The sequence below is a fragment of the Bradyrhizobium sp. 164 genome (genome assembly GCF_023073715.1).
Taxonomy (GTDB): domain Bacteria; phylum Pseudomonadota; class Alphaproteobacteria; order Rhizobiales; family Xanthobacteraceae; genus Bradyrhizobium.
The window spans coordinates 49,270-67,253 of record NZ_JADPKA010000001.1; the positions used below are offsets into that span (position 1 = coordinate 49,270).

Sequence of the window (17,984 nt, forward strand, 5' to 3'; positions counted from 1 at the left end):
ATGTGGACAAACATTGCGTCACAGAGACGACGGCCTCGCCAACGTCTTGGCAGCAACGTCGTGGTGAGGGATTCCCAGGTGCTCGCGCAGTGTCTCCCCCTGGTATTCCGTGCGAAACAGACCGCGGCTCTGTAGGATCGGCACGACATGATCGACAAACGCCGTCGCGCCGTCTTCCAGCACGTCTGGAATGATGTTGAAGCCGTCGACCGCGCCTGTGCGAAACCATGATTCGATCGAATCGGCGATCTGCTCGGGTGCACCGACGAGCAAGCGATGACCGAACGCTTGAACGCTGCCGATGATCTCGCGAACCGTGCGGCCTTCCCTCGCCAATGCTTCGAACGTGCGGTGATGACCGACCGAGAACGCAACATTGTGAGGATCGGGCAAGAGCTCCTCGGGAATGGGCCGGTCGAGGCTGAGTTTTTCGACCGGCACGTCCATGCTCCGTGCGAGGGCGTCCATCGCGCGCGTCAGATCAAGCAGCGCGTCGATTTCCTTCTTTCGGCGTTGTGCCTCCTCTTCCGTGCCGCCGATGAAGGTGACGAGGCCGGGGAGGATGAGTGGAGTTGCACGGCCGCCAAATTGACGCGAGAGCGCGCGCAGGCGCTCGGACTCCCCGATTGCCGTTTTCAAGTCCCCGGCTGCGGTAAAAACGACATCGGCGCTGCGCGCCGCAAGGCGCACGCCAGGATCCGAGCCTCCAGCCTGGACGATGATGGGATAGCCCTGGCGCGAGCCGGGATGGGTGAGCGGGCCTCGGATTGCGAACGCATTCTTGCTGGGATCGAGCAGCCGGAAATGATCGGTATTGGCGTAAACTCCAGATGCCTGATCAGCGACAATGGTCTCATCCCCCCAGCTCAGCCAAAGAGCACGGACGGTTTCAACGAACTCCTCGGCGCGCTTGTAGCGCTCTTCGCGTCCGATCTGGCGACCACCAAAGTTTGCTACCGTCGCTGGGCTGGATGTCGTAACCGCATTCCAGGCCGCTCGGCCGCCACTAATGACATCGAGCGACTGGAAACGGCGCGCCAGATTGTATGGTTCATTGTAGGTCGTCGACGCCGTTGCGATCAGCCCGATGCGCGTTGTCTCCCGCGCGATTACGGAAAGCACAAGCATCGGCTCAAGCCCATTGAGTGGCGGCTGCCGAGTGATGTCGAAGGGCACCGCGGGGGTATCCGCTAGAAACACCGCATCCAACAGGCCACGCTCGGCAATCTTCGCAGCACGAACGTAATGCTCGATGTCGAAGAAGGCGCTTGGGTTGGTGCCCGGCCAACGCCACGCTGCGGAGTGACCGCCCGCGCCGTGAAGATTGAGGCCAAGATGAAGCGTGCGGATGACGGAAGACATAGGCACTCCCAAATGCGGCGACCTCGAAGCTGCCGGCAACGCCTTCAATGACAAATTGATGTTGGTCACGCTGTTCGGCTACTGACCTCGCCCCCTGGCGGAGGCTTGGCCAGAGTGCGCCCGAAAGGGCCGCGAGCGACCACGCTTCGAGACAGCAACCTCATAGGCAAGACTTGGGCATTGCGCTGGCCAATACTCGGCCGCTCGGCACGGCGGACGGCATCAGGTGAAGCCAGAATGATCCTGATTGTGGTGTTGATCTGGCTCCGCAGCGGCGCGCTTCGTTCGGGTTTCCACTCAAGGGCTCGCAGCAACAGTCTGCGGGACGCACATGCGCGAGAGATGATGACCAATTGCGTGCGCAAGGCCGTGCTTCCCAATTGCATCGCAAATTGCATCAAACAGTGTCCTTGGATGCCGCAGCCCACGAAAGCGTAGCTCGTTATAGGACACGTGTAGCTGTGCCGAGCATATGAACGCAATAGTTGAGTATTTCAATCTACTGCCGCCACTTGGTATCCTTTTCTTAAGACGAGGTCTTGTTCGATTCATTTGAATGCATTGGCCACATGGTCAAGTTGCGCGAAATCCGCTGATGCTGTGACCTACGTTTTTTCGGACCTTGCTTCGAGCGTAACGGCAGGATCGATGCACAAACTTGTGATGGTGAGACGTGCATTTGAGTCGACAGTGTGGAGCAGAACGTTGACGCTGGCGAATAGTTGCAACCGTGGGCAGTATGGATCCGACGGCAACATCAAATAATGCGATTGAATGCGCTTCTTTTTGCGATGTATTGCGTGAGAACTGGCAGCACTATCGGACCCTCGTAGCTCGCAATGCGTTCCGTATCTTTATTCGGTCCTGCGCACCGCGGTGTCTGACGTGGCCACGTTTTTGCCCGCCCAGAGGTGGCGACATGCTCCGCGCAGGCCAGAGAGCGCGTGACGCCCACAGCCCAGTGCGCTGATCACCCATGAAAACCCAGCGTGACGCCGCGCTGCTAGGCCCACAGATCAAGTCAAAATCGCGCGACACGACCTCGCTGCCTCGGACGCGGATCGTCGCCAATCCCACTTCCTTCCAGGCGGCTTCCGGGATCGCCACGACGTTGCTGCCGCGGAAGGTGAACCGGGGCTGCAAGGTCGGCGAGAAGCAATACTATCCGGGCAACTTCTTCTCAGTTGGTGCCATCGGCCTGCGCATCGAGGAGTCGCCAAATACGTCCAGATGCTGGTCGTCATAGAAAGTCAGCACCAACTCATTCGGCGCGGCGTGCCCGGCATCTGGGTCTAAGACCGGCTCTTTCATGTAAGCTCACGCGGCGAGTTCGCTGAAACCGAAAACAATAGAACGGTTATAGCCAGTGGTTTGATGGCCCACCGAATGGCTGCTTTAGCGCATGAAAGCTCGTGCGCTTTTGGCCTGGAATGTGCGGCGGATCCGCGTTGATCTCGGTATTCCGCAGGAGCAATTGGCTTACGATGCGGACATTGACCGCTCATACATGGGCGCTGTTGAGAGGCAAGATGCGAATCCAACAATCGATCTGCTCGATCGGATCGCTAAATCGCTTGGCGTCCATTTATCTGAGTTCTTTATCCAACCGCCCAGAGGAGCAACGTCCCATAAGCATTTCGCAAAGGTCGCAAGCCGGCTCGTCCACGTCACAAGAAGAAATAGCGCTCTGCTCGCGTGAGTTCGCTAAAACAATGTAATTTGCTGGACAGGAATTTCGAAAGCTGCGGAAGCGCAAAGGCTTCACGCAGGAGATATTCGCATACGCCTTCGGCAACAATACTTCAGCGGGTTGGAGTGTCGACGCAATCCCACTGTGTGACTCTGTTCGCGCCTTTCTTCCGCTTGAATCAATATTGATTGTCTCTTCTGATGTTGGCTCACCTTTTGAAATTAGTTATCGGCCAAAGTGTGTGCGTTCCGTGGAATTGGCGCCGGTGGGCACGTACCTAAGGAATCGGCAACGCGCATGATGCGGCTGATTCGCTGCGGGCCGCGGCATCCGCGGGCGAAGAACCACCGCCATCCGAACCAATTGGCCAAGAACCGGCCGAGACATTCGTCGTGGCTCGGAGCGAGCCGCTCGAGCATTTAGTCAAGAAAACGGATAACGATCAGAAATCGTGACACGAACCTGGCTCTTGGTCCGTTCTGGGCGCGCCACCCCTTTCTGCGTGTTGGCTAGCTTGTCGTATTCATCGGCGACTTTCAGGAGCCTGTCCCTGGGTTGGCCGGGGCCGAGCGAATCCGCCTTGATTCGCGTTTGCTTGCGCACGAGCTCGCCAGAGTTGCGGATCGTAGATTGGTCTGTATGGTGTCATATAGATGAGGATGCATTTCCAAGATCAAGGAAGTGCGACGGCTGACCTCCGTATCATTACGTAGGCTGCGATCCGTAAGGACCAGAGACCCAGTCCTCCTGAATGCTGAGTACGCGGCAACGGACGAGCCCAGCCTTCCCGGATTACTTGGCGCGTCTTTATCGAAACGTCGGTGAGGGCGAGTGCGAGCTCCGCGATGCTGCGCCGGTGATAACCGTGGATCGATAGCCTCCTACGTGAAGGTGCGCCAGAACGGACTTTTCACAGGTTCGGTGATCATCGCGGTGGGTCACGGCGAGAGAAACGTTGAGCGCGCCTCGTCGGCCGGGAAACTGCCGCGAGCATTATAATTTTTGAAAAGCGGGCGGTGCAGTGCCTCGGCCTTCTTTAGGGGCCCATGCTCGGCCAGAACGCCGCTCGAGAGCCAAGAGCTTTCATCGCACCGTGAGTTCCCAAATAATCCGGACGTGGCCCTCTGGAATCGAGGGGCGGAAAATATGCATATTCCTGACGCGCAGCTTACTCCTATTAATCAAATTCAAGACGCGCCCGACATCTCCCTGATCAGAGAAGAGCACATACATCACGCCCTTGTCATTTAGGCGGCGCCGCGCACCTTTGAGAGCCGAGGCCATGACATTGTGATGTTCATCGAAGCAAGAGCGCTCCAGGTCGTCTTTCGCTTTACGATTCCAATAGGGGGCGGCAAAGAGAATGATGTCAAATTTTTCTCCGGAATGCAGCCCAGAATAGGTATCGCTATAGCGCGCCTCGGCTTTGTCCGAGTAACCTAACCTCTCGATGTTTATCTTCGTCGTGAGGACGGCTTGCGGATTTATGTCGAGTGCCACTAGACAGCCTGCGCCGGCACGGAGCGCTGCAAGCCCTAGTACGCCTGATCCGCATCCCAGATCGAGTACTGTCGCGCCAGGTTCGATGTGCCACTTCGACATCAATGCGTCGGGACCGTGACTTAGGCGTGGTGACAAAACACCAGGCAGGACGTGCAGGGGCAGGCCGCTTACTTCCACGTCATGTGGGCGCTCGCATAATCGCAGTTCGGCTAGCATTGCATCTACGTCAGTCGTTTGGCGCCTTACAGATGCGCCTAGCGGGGCATTCATCTAACTCTCCATCTTGTGGTGAAAACAACATCGCGAGACGCCGGCGGCCAGCAGGCCGGTCTGGACGAACTGCTTCAGCGTCCGGCAAGCGGTGAGCTGGGAAGCCGGATAGCCGGCCTCATATCGCTCTCCATCAACCGACTGCCAACGATAGCGCGGCTGTTCCCGCGCCTGCTCTCTCGGAAATGGGCACACGGCTTTAGAGAACATCTCTCTACACGTCTGAATGCACAGCTTCACTCGGTGTTGCTGCCCCTCAATAGCAACGGCCGTGCCAGGAACGCTAAGCGCAGCAAGGGCCTATGATTAGGCTCTGCGGCATGCTGGCATTCGCTCGCCGAGCACCGTGATCTGCCTGTATCAGGCGGTAGCCGTGCCGAGGACCATACATGAAATCGTCCTCTTGCCGCACCATGCGCCAGTGCGAGCTAGAGGAATCCCTCGCGACTTTTCGGCCGAACGTCCGCGTTTGCAGACACGCTGGCGCTCTACTGACATTTGTCACGTTTGGTTTCCGACAGAAGCACGAACTGCGCTCACCTGATCAGTTTTCGCGTTACCCAAAGCTGCCCAGCGCCTGCGGCTCTGGGCATTGACCCGATTCTCGCTTTATGCCTGTCCTCAGCGCCGACTGCTACGTTGTGGCAAAATGTCCGGTGCTGATGCGGTAGTCGCCGCCAATCGCGGCATCCTTGTGCGATGACTAGCCCGTGTCGCGCCAGCGCCATTTCGCGGCGCCCATCACCAGGGACGCCGGACGGTGTTGAGCGATAATGCCGTGTCTCAGTTTGAAATTGAGGGATCAGCCCTTTTCCCAGGCCGCTGCTGCCGCTCTGGCGATCCCAGACCGCTCGCGAGCGGGAAGATGCTTTTCCCGGACCTTCGGCCCTTCTTACCGCCCTTATCATGGCTGGCCGATCGCAACCGGCGATCCTGATGAGCCCACTGGCAAGTCCCAACGATACCGCGGCTGCTCCCCCGCCTATTCTCTCGGAAATGGACACACAGCGTTAGAGAGCGTCTGTCTGACACGTCTGAATGCACAGCCTCAGTCGGTGTTGCTGCCTCTCAATAGCAACGGCCGTGCCAGGAACACTAAGCGCAGCAAGCCTATCATTAGGCTCTGCGGCATGCCGGCACTGGCTCGCCGAGCACCGTGATATGCCTGTATCAGGCGGTAGCCGTGCCGAGGACCATACATAAAATCGTCCTCCTGCCGCACCATTCGCAGCCCGAAGCACCCCTCCCGGCGCAACGTAGGCGACATCCGGCAGACAGCGACCCGCTGTCATATCTCGCTCATTCTTAGCGGGAAAGGTGCCGTTGGACCGGGAATCGCTCACTTCTGTGTTTTCGTCCACAGCATGCCATGGCACCATACATGCTCAACGCCTCCCCACTGGCAGGCCGTTGCGACATTCGGGAAGAAACCGCGTCCATGGTTGTTCGCACTCGTGTTGCAAAGCAGTGGAATACCCGTAAGTTTCTCATATTCGACGAGAAGCTTGGCGACTTTGTGCTGGGACGATCTGGGAATGGTTTGCAATCGCGCAGTTCCGTCCAGATGTACAACGGCGGGGACTTTGTCCCGCCATTCTGCTCGTGTCTGATGATCAAAGAGCATGTAAGGGTCCGGCGTTCCAGGGCTGAAAATGTCCGGGGCACGATCCTCCAAGCATATCGGAGCGACCGGCCGGAAGTGTTCGCGAAGTTTGATATCGTTGAGATGATCCTTCATTCGCGCCGTCGTCGCGGCTGCGAGGATGCTTCTACTACCCAGTGCCCGAGGCCCAAGCTCGGCGCGGTCGGCAAAGAAAATCACCGGCTTGTTGCTGGCGAGAATGGTCGCGAGTTCACTCATGCTACACGGCGCGGCGTCCCATTCGGTCGGCACATCGCTCGGCTGCAGGGCTGGACCGCTATAGACTGACCATTGTAGCGGCACGAAGCCTTTGTCGGCCGCCACTGCCGAGCAAGCGGCACCGATTGCCGATCCGCTGTCATTCGGAAAGGGCGGCACCCAGACAGCATCGAACAGGCCGCTGGCGCGTAGTGCGCTGTTCCATTTTATGTTGAGAGCGCAGCCGCCTGTTATACACAAGTTGCGCGACGGAAAACGTGAGTGGCGCTGCAAAGCACGCGCCATTTCGCGAACGAGCAGACGCTCATGGAAACAATGAAACGATGCAAGCACATCTTCGGGAGCCTTGGACTTCAACCGCTGCGCGCTGGCATCGACGTAATCATGCACAGCTTCAAGCGCAGACTCCGGACTGTCAGGACGGGCGAGCTCTGCATTGGTCCCAAAGTGCTCCTCGTAAAGCTCCTGAAAGACCATGACGATGTTTTCATCAACAGAGCCTAGTGCGATATAGGCCATCAACTTGCCGGCAACACCGAGGTCCCAATTGGTGCGCGTCGCCTGCTTATACGGTCCGAAGTGATAACCTGCGGCCGCATAGGCGTGCCCAATCATTGGGAACAGGCATTCGATGAACTGGGCGCCGCGGAGTTCTACATAATAAAGACGCGGAAAGGTGCCGCCGTCCCACACCAGACAGAACGCGGGTTGTCCTGCTTTCGCAAAGGGACTCGTGCAGTATGCGGCGGCCACATGGCCCGTGACGTGCGGATAGCTCCTGTAAGGAAAGGATTTGCCGCCCAGTAGCAGGCCAGTGCCGTCGCGCGACGTTAGCAGGCCATCGGCATGACTTTCAATATACGGCGCACCTTTGAGAGTAATTGGCGTAGCCCCACTGAGGACCTGGAATTCCGACTCCCCCTCTCCCCACCAGCCGTCGAGGACGAACTGATCAACATCCGACGCATCCAGCCCCTGCTCCGCTAAGGCGACGACAACTGCATCGAGATTGTCAATGCTTTGATATCGCGGATTGTTGTCCCGCTTCTCCTGCTCGACACAAAAAGCAAGCCGTCCGTCCTCGATAAGAGCGATTGATCCGTCATGCGTCAGCTTGATACCGCAGATGCGCATAGTGCCTCCATGTTAGCCCCAGACAATTCGATTAATTTGAAGACCGTCTTCGCTGCGGAAGCAGCGAGCAAGCAGACGCACTCGAACGATCAACGCTTCGTCAGCGCTTCCCGGACCATCTCTGCATCAGCGGCATGACGCCAAGCGTTCGAGCGGTATCACACGCAGATCCGAGTACCAGATGCCCGCCTGGCGTGAGCGTGCGCATCTAGGTTGCGGATGCGCATTTCAGCCAGGTCATGACCTAAGACGGGACTTCCAAGACCATCAGGTCGCCCCGTCCCGATCGAGATCGGATTTCGGATCACGACTTATATTTTGCCCTCATTCTCAGTGGCCGACGTCATCTCGATGGCTGGTTGCAACTAAGGCGCCTCCCATTCTGCGTTCTCGCCCGTAGCCACAGCATGATTTGGGCCAGTGCAAACCAGAGGAATCTGGTCGCAATTTCTCGGCCGAATGTCTCGTGTGCAGACACCCTGGCAATTTACTTACATTCGGCACGTGTGGTTTCGGACAGAAGCAGGGACTACGATTACCGATTCAGTTTTCGAGCTTCCGAAAAATGCGGAAGCGTGCGGCCCCGAGGCCTTGAACGGCCTTGGCAAGGCCTGCCCTCAGCGCCGGCCCCTGCGTTGTGGCATAATGTCCTCCCCAATCATCATTGGCGCGCGTCCTCGGATTGCGAAATCAACCACGTGAGGGGAATCGCCGTACCCGTCAAGCGATGCGACTAGAAACTCCCGGAGCGCCTTACGCACCTCCGGATCCAGGTCCTTCGAAGGCGGAACGGCAGCTCGATCCAATCCGTCTTCAACCCCATAGGTTGCAGCAGCCTGCCCCGGGTGGAGGTGACGTAAATCGTGGTATGGATTTATCGCTCTTTCACTTGTTTTCATGCGATCGACAACGCATGTACGATCATCGTAAGGGCGTCGCCGGTTACCTCCGACCATGCCATTCGCCAGTGGTGCGGAACGACGAAGCTTCGAGGCTAATAGAAACAACGCATGCGATACTCGTGGCTTCGCCCTTGGGTAGGACAACTAGAGCCCAGGATTCGACACGCGATCCGGCGGCGGCAGATCATGAACCGAGAATTCAAACGTGCATTGCCGTGAACCCACTCCGATCGCCGCGACGAAGGGAGTCATAAGCTTGAGTGAGAGCCCACCTCTTTTCCTACCGCTTCTTTGCGGAACACTCGCAACGGTCAGCTGGAGCATCGGCAACGTTCTGTCCAAGGCCGCGCTCTGCTGCATCGAACCGCTCTCGCTTCTGACAGCGCAGTTGGCTGTGAGTGCCGCAAGCCTGACCGTACTATCGATCTTCTCAGGTGCGCCGCCTCGCTTGAGCGATTGGCGTGCTGGCCTTGCCGGCATCCTGCAGCCGGCGCTTGCGTCTGGTCTGTCGATCTTCGGACTTTCGATGCTGCCGGCGTCGGTAGAGGCGATGCTGTTCGCAGTTGAACTGCCGATGGTCATACTTCTTGCGTGGTTGATCCTTGGCGAGATCCCTAACCGTGCTATCGTCTTTCTCTCTTTGTTGGCTTTTGCCGGGGTCGGCTTTTTGCAATGGACCTCTGAATCTGCTCCTTCCGCAACGCCGGGACTGGGGGTCGCTCTCGTACTCGCCGGCGTGCTATTCGCCTCACTCTACAGCATAGCGGTCCGTGTGATGTCGCAAAACGTGGATGCGTTGCGCCTTACGACAACGAGCCAGATCGTCGCGTTTGCAGTGGTCGTATTTGCGTGGATTTGCGTTCGCCCATTGCCGACGCTCTCTGTGGTCATCGGCGATATTGTTCCGGTGGCCGGATCCGGATTGCTGCTCTTTTCGATCCCCTTCCTCCTCTACGGGATCGCGCTGCAGCGAATGAGCGCGACAGCCGCCGCTCTGTTGCTACCGCTCGTTCCCGTGCTTACATCCATTTTCGCATCTATCTTCCTTCGGGAAACTCTGACCGCAACACAGTGGCTGGGGGCCGTCGCGGTTCTTGTCTCGGCCCTGGGAATGCCCCTGGCCTTGCGCTCCCAACCCCATGGCTCGCAAATATCACCCCACTCTCCCGTCGGGAGAAAGCCTTGAAGAAGGAGCTGGGCAACGCGCGCGCTGTCAACTCCGGAACGGGCGGTCGAACGTGAGTTATTGCGAGCGCAGTCAATTGCGGCTCCTCGACGAGCCAGCCCTCAATCCTAGTAATGTGCGGGTCGAGCTTGGACGGCCATGCGAACCCTGGTCTTATAAGGCCGACGGCAGCCTCGGTGCGTGGCACGCGCCTCGCCGGCCGTCACCGTGCTGCGGACGGCTTCTTGGCGAACGTCGCTGCGGTTGCCGGCGCGGAGCTCGTGCAAGCGGGTTGCAGGCCGCGCACCTGTCCGGCACGACGATCGACGCAACTGCCAAGTTCCTCGTGGTTTGTGCGAAACTCGGCCATGAGCCCGACCGGATGGAGCGAGCGATACTGATCCACGTAGGCGCCGCTTTACAGCCGCGGTCACCTTGGCATGCGCCAGCGCGCGCTGATAGGGCGTCAACGGAGCATGATAGCGCTTGATTACTTTAGAGCATTTTCCTACCTGACGGAATCGGAAGTGATTCGCTTGCGGCAAATCGTGATTCACTCTGAGGGCTGGTGATGGAGGCCAGCCCCATCGCTAAACCGCTCTCGCCGGACCTTCGCTTTCGCATAATTCGGCTGTGGGCAGTCACTGATCGTCCGGATCGGAGCTTTCCGTCGGATGGTCGAATAGAATCCGGCACGGCGCCGCCGCCTACCGCCGCTCGCCGCGACCCTTACGTCGACGCAGGCGGTCGATGGTTGCAGGGGTGATCGCGAAAACACGATCACGATCTGCCAGGCCAGGCTTCAATCGCCCATGTTGCTCAAGGGCCGGCAGCAAGACCGGAATCATCACGTTGAGCCGCTTGCCGCATACCGATCCAACGCTTCCCATAGCGCCGTCATCGCGTCCTTGATCGTCGCGCCACATCTACGTCTGCGCTCTCCCGGTGCCTTGACCTGTCAGGCCCGACCGCCTCGTGTTGCCGGAGTGCGGGCCTGCGAGGGCCTCACCACCCTCCTCGATCAACGCACGCAGCTTCGCCGCGCAGCGGTACCTCTAATTTGAAATAGCTGACGAGCGGCACCTCTCGTGCAAGCCGAACAAGAACGGCACCGTCAGCGTCACGCCGCTGAGCGATGCGTCTTGGACCATGATCGCAATAGGGGCTGCTTCTAGTCAAATCTTCTCAGCCTCGATGAGTCCATCAAGAACGTTCAATGATTCGAACAGATAGTAGGATCCGAAGATCGTCTCTGCATTGTTGGCCGAGTCCTGAGCGCGTGCATCGCGACGCTTGTTGAAACAGGCGCCGACCAACATTCCGGGCGGGCGGGGATCGTCCGGCTTTGTTGGCGTCAGATAGGTCTCGATCAGGGCCCTTGCCGTCCGTTCGCCTGCCTCACGATATCTGACGCGCAGTGCCGCCGTCGGCGCGAGCCGCGCCAGCTTTAGCAGCGCCGAGCACGTGATTGCAGTTGCCGCCGTGTCCGTCTCCGTGTTGGGAATGTCAGGATCATCAAAGTCCCAGAACGCGACCATGCTCGCTGGCACGTGCGAAAGCCACCAGTCCGCTCCCGCCATCAACTGCTCCATCCAGCGCGTCTCATGAGGATGGTGAGCAAGCGCGATCGCCGCATAGACGAGCCCCCAAGCTTGCGCCCTGCCCCAGACACTCGTGTCGCTGAATCCCTTGTGGGTGAAATGGCGGACTATCTTGCCGGTGGACGGATTTAGCTCACTCGACTGAACGATTGAGCCATCGGAGCGCATATGAATGTCGAGCACGCGCGTGGTATGGCGCGCCGCAATGCCAGCGTATGAGGAATCGCCTGTCCTTGCGGCGGCCCAATACAGAAGCGGGACCGCCTGCAGAGAGTCGATGCTGCTGAACGAATTGCCAACATCTTCCGATTCCTCCGCATCGCGGCCTAGCGGAATGAGGCCAAGCCGGCAATCGAATTGCGTCTTGAGCGAGGTTGCGGCATCCAGTGCCAGGAGAGCTGCGTCCTTGTCTTGACACAGGACGTCGCCAAGAGCGACCCCATAGTAGAACCCAAAGCCCTTGAACGCGGTTTGCAGCTGCGCGCGCGGCTTCAAGCGGCTGCTCCAGAACCGAGCTCCATCGAGGTATTTCGCCTCGCCAGATCGCCGCGCGAGCAGCCACAACATACCCGGCCATGCGCCACCCGTCCAATCGCCGTCCGGCGTGGTCGTCCATTTGCCGGTCGAGCTGTCTGCCCAATGCGGAAACTCTATTTTCATCGCGGCAAGCATCTGATCGACTCGTGCTTGCATCAGGTCTATTGCGTGTGCCCAGCGCGACTTGCTCATATCCGATACTCCTTTGCCACTTGCCGAAATCCCAGGGCATCGTTCCCGGTGCTAACCGTCCAATGTCCGACCGATTTCGCTTCGGCCGAGCCGATGGCTTAAGCGGGTCAGGAGCACGCAGCCGCGTTCTCGAGCTATCGCTCCTGATCACGAGCAAACGCTCAAGGGCCTATCCGCCTCAGCCCGATCGTCACGCGCATGACCAGTGTGTACATGCGCTCTAGCATGCCTGCCGTGATGCGCGTTGGGAGCGTCATCAAGCGGCGCGCGAGGACGTAAAGGCGCCGACCGCCCCCTTCCTGGAAAGGTCTTCAAGTTGGTGGTCGTCGTAGCCGAGCTCTTTGAGGATTTCCTCGGTCTGAGCCCCAAGTTTCTGAGGCGGCAGTCGGACTTCGGGCAGCTTGCCATCATAGCGCACGGGATGGCTGACGAGCGTGATCGGCGCGCCCGTCGCCCCGCGGACGACCTGGAAGTTCTTGTTGTGCACGACCTGCGGATCGGTCACGACATCTGCATAGTCATTGACCGCGGCGTGCCAAATTCCGTGGTCCTCGAACAATGCGATGCATTCGGCCGTCGTGCGCTTTGCGACATTTGCGGCGATCGCAGCGGATGCCTCGTCGCGTCGGCGATACGCCTCCTTGTCTGGAACGCGCTGATCGGCCGGAACATCGAGCGCCTCCGACACTGTGCTGAGAGATCCAAGAGAAATCGCCATATGACCGTCACGCGTCGGATAAATGCCGTAAGGCGCACCGTAGTACCAACCGGAGATCGGTCCCGGCTGACGGACATCGTCAGGCCGCTCGCCGTTGAGGTAACAAGTAAAGGATTCCATCTGCAGATCGAGTGCAGCAGACAACAGGCTGACATCAACCCGGCACCCCTGTCCGGTGCGCGTTTTCCTCACAAGCGCGGCCAGAATGCCAGCCGCAAACAACGCAGCACCATGGTGATCGACCGCTGAAACACCTACGGCCCTTGGACCCTGCTCGCGGCTTCCAGTAATCGTGGCCAGCCCCGATATTGCCTGCACCAGTAGATCCTGACCGGGACGGTAGACGTAGGGCCCATCGGGGCCGTAGCCTGAGGCCGCAGCATAGATAATTTGCGGATTGATCTTCTTGGCGTCCTCGTAGCCGAGGCCAAGCTTGTCGAGAACGCCGGGGCGGAAGTTTTCAGTCATGACATCCGAGGTCGCAACCAACTTCCTGGCAATCTCAATGGCTTCAGGTTTCTTCAGGTCGAGCGTGAGACTTCGCTTGTTGCGGTTCCCGGTGAGCAGCAGCATGGACTGCCCATCGACCCGCTTGTCTGCTCCGCCCCATTTCCTCTGAAAGGCGCCATCTGGTGGCTCGACGGCAATGACGTCCGCCCCGAGATCGGCGAGAAACTGCGCAGCCACGGGGCCCATCAGGAAGTGATTGAAGCTCAGGACGCGAACGCCCTTCAAAAGATCGACCATGGTCTCGCTTTCAGTTTTCTTGGATCAGAGGTGTTCTATTTTGGCTTGGCCTCTGAAATCGATTTCAGAAATAAGCATCATGATGTGCAGAGTCAAGCAAAATGGGCGGCCTGCCAACTCAGCGCCTGCCCATGTACCAGAGTTCCACTGGATAAGACGGATCGGGCGTATACAGAGCTTGAGAACGCTGGCTGTCCAATGTTCTAACGTGGATCGGACTCATGCCATTGACTGAGCGACCAGACCGGATGGATAAAAAACCAACAATCGAGCCCAAAGGACGCCAGCAACCGCGCGTGAAGATCGAAGATGTCGCGCGAAAGGCCAATGTGTCCCCTGCGACCGTGTCGCGCGTCCTCAATCATCCCGAAATCGTGAGACCGGAGCTCCGGGACAAGGTGATGCGGCACATCACCGACCTGTCCTACACGCGAGACAGCGCGGCGAGAGCCTTGAAGTCGGGACGCATGCGCACCATTGGAGTCATCGTTCCGACGCTGGCGCTCGGCATCTTTGCCGAAGGAGTTGAGGCGCTGCAGAACCGCCTCAGCGAAAGCGGCTATACGCTCTTCATCGCGAATTCCCAATATGATCAGCGCCGCGAACTTCAGGAACTGCAGAGCCTCATCGAGCGCGGCATCGATGGAATTGTACTGGTCGGAGGCTCCCATGGACGTGAACTGAGGGCTCTGATTGAACAAGCCGGTGTGCCTGTGATCACGACCTATGTTTCGAAGGCAGTTGGCGGCATTCCCGCGATCGGAATCGATAACGAAAGAGCCACGCGCGAGATGACCGAGTATCTGTTGCGGCTTGGACACGTCCGTTTCGGCGCGATCGCCAATGTTGTTGCTGCGTCCAACGACCGATCCCGCGCGAGGCTCGAGGGCATTCAGCGCGCTCTTTCGGACGCCGGCCTCCCGCTCAGGCCCACCCAGATCATTAAGGCCGACTATTCGCTTGCCCAGGGTCGCAGCGCTCTTCGTCAGCTCCTCACCGACCACCCCGACACGACGGCGGTGATCTGCACCACCGACACCCTTGCCATCGGTGCAATGGCAGAGGCCCGCAAAATTGGGGTCGCCGTGCCAGCTACGCTTTCCATCACAGGATTTGACGATGTGGAGCTGGCGGCGCAGATGGACCCGCCGCTCACAACAGTCAGTGTTCCGGCAGCTGAAATTGGCCGAGGAGCCGCCGATTATCTCATCAATGCGATCGCTGGAAGCCCACTTCCCAGGAGTGTCCTGTTGCCCTATCGACTGGTCATGCGGTCATCGACCGGGCCGCCGAGATCTAGCGAACGCCCACCGCGTCGCAGGCGCAGCCCGGGCTGAAGCTGCCGACGCGCTGTCACTGAAATCGATTTCTCCTGCGCTCCTCCAAGGTTCGGGCTGCCACGCTGCGCGACCATATCACCGGTGGTGGCACAAGTGGACGTGGCTGAACATGCCGCGGCCGTGCTGCCCGCCAAGCGCTGGAGCGAGAGAAAGGAGAGCAACTCACACGACGTTTTCCCCTTCTCAGTGCTCGCGCTCGGTGTGAACGGAGTGAACAGGCCCATGGTGGTGAATGGCGCCGAGTTCGTGCAGCTTATGATGCAGACGATGATGTGCAAGCTCCAAGGCAGCTCGCAGGCGCGAGTGCCGCGCTTCGTCAGTCCTGGGAGCGAGCGTATCCATATAGGCGATCGATCCCTCGATTTGTGCAAGAATCGACACCGCGTCCGCAGTGGCAAAGACCGGTTTGTCGCCGACTTTGACATACACCGCACTGGTGTGGGCCGCGATGTCGGCCTCGCGCCCCGCCACACTGCCTCGAACGCGTATTGCGATCCAACAGGACTCGGTGATGCGCAACGCGAGCTGGCTGTTGCACGACAACTCGCTACATCGAACTTCATCGATGACGATGCCATTGCGGATCACCTCCACCCGTGTTGGCGCGACGCTGACCGATGCGACCCGCCAGTCGATTGTGATGGTGCCACCCGAAGGGGGAAGCGCGATCGCGCTCCCGGGGCGACGTCCTTCCACTATCACCTCAACGAGCGGCCCGACTGTGATGAACGTGTCTCCGCTGCGTACGGCATCCATCCAGTTGCGATACGTGAAATCGCGCGCACCTAGCTGCACATAGGTCCGCGAGCCTCCGAGGAGCGCGGCAGCGTCCATCTTGTCGGAGCCGGCGACCAGTGGCAGATGGTAACCGATGTTGAGGTAACGGTACCAGTCAGCCAGACCAAATGCGCTGATCTGCGCAGTCCGCGGGTTGAACGACATCATTTCAATGGCATCGACCAGGCCGAGCACGATGTCCGCCGCCCGCTCGGCTTGCGGGTTGGGAGCATGCGGCATCACGACAAGGCCCCCTTGCTGGCGGCAGCGCTCCGCCCAATCGGCCATGGTCGCTTCCAGAGGATCGCCGATCGAAGCCTCGTTGGGTCCGCCGCAAGACAGGGGGCTGATAATCTCGCCTTCGTAGCCGAGAAGCGATATGTGTCCTAGGACTTGCATACGGTTCTCTGTGCCGACGCGAACAAGGAACTCTCCGTCCCCGCCGAAGTGCTTTGCCCCGAGCGTCGTGCGCCCGTCGAAATCGGCCACGTTGGTGAATAACTCGCCCCATTGTGCCGCGAGCAGGTTGACGACGTTGACCCCCTCCGCCTTGCCCTCTAGCAGGGCTGTGTGCGGGCTCAGGAAATGGACGTGAGTATCGGAGCTGACCCAGCCCTGTTCGCGCCAGCGCAGCACCCTGTCCAGCTCGAAGGTGAGTTCCTCCGTGGTCGCGGTGACTTGGACGATACGGCGTAGGGGCCGCACCTCGAAGCCTCTGCTGATCTCCACGAACACGGGCCCGATCGGCAAGTCCGCCTCGCAGCTGCCATCCACATAGGCGTACTGGTTCAGCCCGTTCGTAAACTCCCCGGCGAAGTCTTCGAATCTTCCGGTATTGACCTTGCGGTGGTGCCCCTTGGGCGGCAGATACTCCCCATCCGCGCCATGCACATGCAGGCGCGCGGCGACACGCACGCCGTTGCCCTTCTCTACGATGCGGATTTTGACGGGCCTTGTTGCCGGCGCGATGGGCACCACCTCCAGCGAGGTGTCTCCTGCGTTCCCGGCAGCTTCCAGCGACCGAAGATCGGCAAGGTGCAAGCGGCCGTCGTCGGAGCGTAGGTACAGCCTTGCGTCGGGATGGGCGGAGTACTCGACGATGACCTCGTCCTCGGAACGCACCGGCTGCACGTCGTGCTTGTCACCGAGCCAGTCCGATCTCGCGTAGTCAAGCGCCGCGCGGGCGGAGATCACCGTGCCGAGATCCATGCCGATCTGTTCGCCCCGATGATCGACGTCGAGCTCGCCAAGTTTATTCAGATGCACTCCGGGCGGTAGCCGCATCTTCAGCTTGCGACGAGCCTGGAGGCGCAGGGGATGCTGGGTGAGCCTTGTCGTGGTCACCGCAAAGACAAGAGAAACTTCTTGCTCCGCTCGCAAGCTTAGCGCGGTGAGCTCCTTCTCCGGATATGGATTTTGGAGCGCATAAAGCCACAAGTTCTCCCCTTGTCGATCCATGCGCCCCGATTCGGTGCGGGTCTCGCCATGGAAGAAGCTCGCGCCCGCCGTTCTGCCGAGTGCGCAGTTTTCGCCGGTGCTTGCGTGCACGATGGGCCCCCGTAATGGCAGCGCCGCGAACGGGCTCGCGCTCCAGGAGATATGGTTCTGCTGGACCGCGAACCGCCGTAGCACCGGCACGTCGGCCTCGGTGCTGTCGACGTATCGGAGCACGTATGTCGACACCCGATCGCCGAGCGAATTGCCCTCCACAGGCAGCGTTGCCGGCCCGATCTCCCCGAAGCCTTGAGGGCTTACGGGTGGGCGGTCCGCGACCACTTGCACAAAGAGCACGTAGCTGGCCAATGTGGGCGGCAGCGCGATCACCACAGGAAGCCCCCCGGGACGCAAGGCCAGCACATCCGCTCCGGCGTTGGCGCCGAATAGAAACGGGATGCCTCGATACGTCTGCGGTCCTCGAAGCGAATCGATCCAGCCGGTGTCGCCTGGGCGGCTGCCGAACCCCTCATCGAGTTCCAGGCGACCGGCGTTGAAATATCGCTGCAAGTCGACGGGCGCGAAGTGCGGCGACGATGGCGTTTTCATTCGATGGACTCCAGTTCATGGACGTCGTCGCCCATAAGCGGCCCTGGATGCGATGAGGACTGCTCACGTGTCCCGCTGCTGGCGAAGGCGCTCGTCCCAATCCCATGCTCTTGCCCAGCATCAAGAGATACTCGCCGGTCGA

At 59.5% G+C, this 17,984-nt stretch carries 11 protein-coding genes; 4 read left to right on the top strand and 7 right to left on the bottom strand.

What is annotated here, in order from left to right:
• Positions 1–18: 18 nt before the first annotated feature.
• The gene (locus tag IVB01_RS00175; RefSeq protein ID WP_247494117.1) at positions 19–1,362 is read right to left on the bottom strand and encodes an NtaA/DmoA family FMN-dependent monooxygenase; all 1,344 of its coding nucleotides are present in this window, start codon (positions 1,360–1,362) and stop codon (positions 19–21) included.
• 976 nt (positions 1,363–2,338) lie between these two features.
• On the opposite strand from IVB01_RS00175, the gene IVB01_RS00180 reads away from it, so the two are divergent.
• Positions 2,339–2,608, top strand: a complete 270-nt coding sequence (locus tag IVB01_RS00180; protein WP_247494118.1) for a hypothetical protein — start codon at positions 2,339–2,341, stop codon at positions 2,606–2,608.
• A 156-nt stretch (positions 2,609–2,764) separates the two neighbouring features.
• Entirely contained in the window at positions 2,765–3,061 is a 297-nt protein-coding gene (locus IVB01_RS00185) for a helix-turn-helix transcriptional regulator (protein WP_247494119.1), read from the top strand.
• Positions 3,062–4,135: 1,074 nt separating this feature from the next.
• Here IVB01_RS00185 and IVB01_RS00190 read toward each other — a convergent pair.
• Together IVB01_RS00190 and nodU are read right to left on the bottom strand one after the other, a co-directional pair.
• A complete protein-coding gene (locus IVB01_RS00190; RefSeq protein ID WP_247334166.1) occupies positions 4,136–4,825 on the bottom strand; it encodes a methyltransferase in 690 nt (229 codons plus the stop codon).
• A 1,339-nt stretch (positions 4,826–6,164) separates the two neighbouring features.
• Positions 6,165–7,820, bottom strand: coding sequence for a nodulation protein NodU (nodU, locus tag IVB01_RS00195; RefSeq protein WP_247494120.1), 1,656 nt, complete (start codon positions 7,818–7,820; stop codon positions 6,165–6,167).
• 1,158 nt (positions 7,821–8,978) lie between these two features.
• On the opposite strand from nodU, the gene IVB01_RS00200 reads away from it, so the two are divergent.
• Positions 8,979–9,908: a DMT family transporter gene (locus IVB01_RS00200; RefSeq protein ID WP_247494121.1), complete on the top strand. Its 930-nt coding sequence runs from the start codon at positions 8,979–8,981 to the stop codon at positions 9,906–9,908.
• 686 nt (positions 9,909–10,594) lie between these two features.
• Here IVB01_RS00200 and IVB01_RS00205 read toward each other — a convergent pair.
• The 3 genes from IVB01_RS00205 to IVB01_RS00215 all read right to left on the bottom strand — a co-directional run bounded on the left by IVB01_RS00205 (position 10,595) and on the right by IVB01_RS00215 (position 13,682).
• A complete protein-coding gene (locus IVB01_RS00205; RefSeq protein ID WP_247494122.1) occupies positions 10,595–10,813 on the bottom strand; it encodes a hypothetical protein in 219 nt (72 codons plus the stop codon).
• Between the two features lie 249 nt (positions 10,814–11,062).
• Positions 11,063–12,217, bottom strand: a complete 1,155-nt coding sequence (locus IVB01_RS00210; protein ID WP_247494123.1) for a glycoside hydrolase family 88 protein — start codon at positions 12,215–12,217, stop codon at positions 11,063–11,065.
• 256 nt (positions 12,218–12,473) lie between these two features.
• Positions 12,474–13,682, bottom strand: a complete 1,209-nt coding sequence (locus IVB01_RS00215; RefSeq protein WP_247494124.1) for a CoA transferase — start codon at positions 13,680–13,682, stop codon at positions 12,474–12,476.
• A 221-nt stretch (positions 13,683–13,903) separates the two neighbouring features.
• Between IVB01_RS00215 and IVB01_RS00220 the strand changes: the two genes are divergently transcribed.
• A complete protein-coding gene (locus IVB01_RS00220) occupies positions 13,904–15,019 on the top strand; it encodes a LacI family DNA-binding transcriptional regulator (RefSeq protein ID WP_247474311.1) in 1,116 nt (371 codons plus the stop codon).
• 186 nt (positions 15,020–15,205) lie between these two features.
• Here IVB01_RS00220 and IVB01_RS00225 read toward each other — a convergent pair whose 3' ends face one another.
• Positions 15,206–17,842 carry a CehA/McbA family metallohydrolase gene (locus tag IVB01_RS00225; RefSeq protein ID WP_247494125.1) on the bottom strand — a complete coding sequence of 879 codons (2,637 nt, stop codon included), beginning with the start codon at positions 17,840–17,842 and terminating at the stop codon, positions 15,206–15,208.
• Positions 17,843–17,984: the final 142 nt, after the last annotated feature.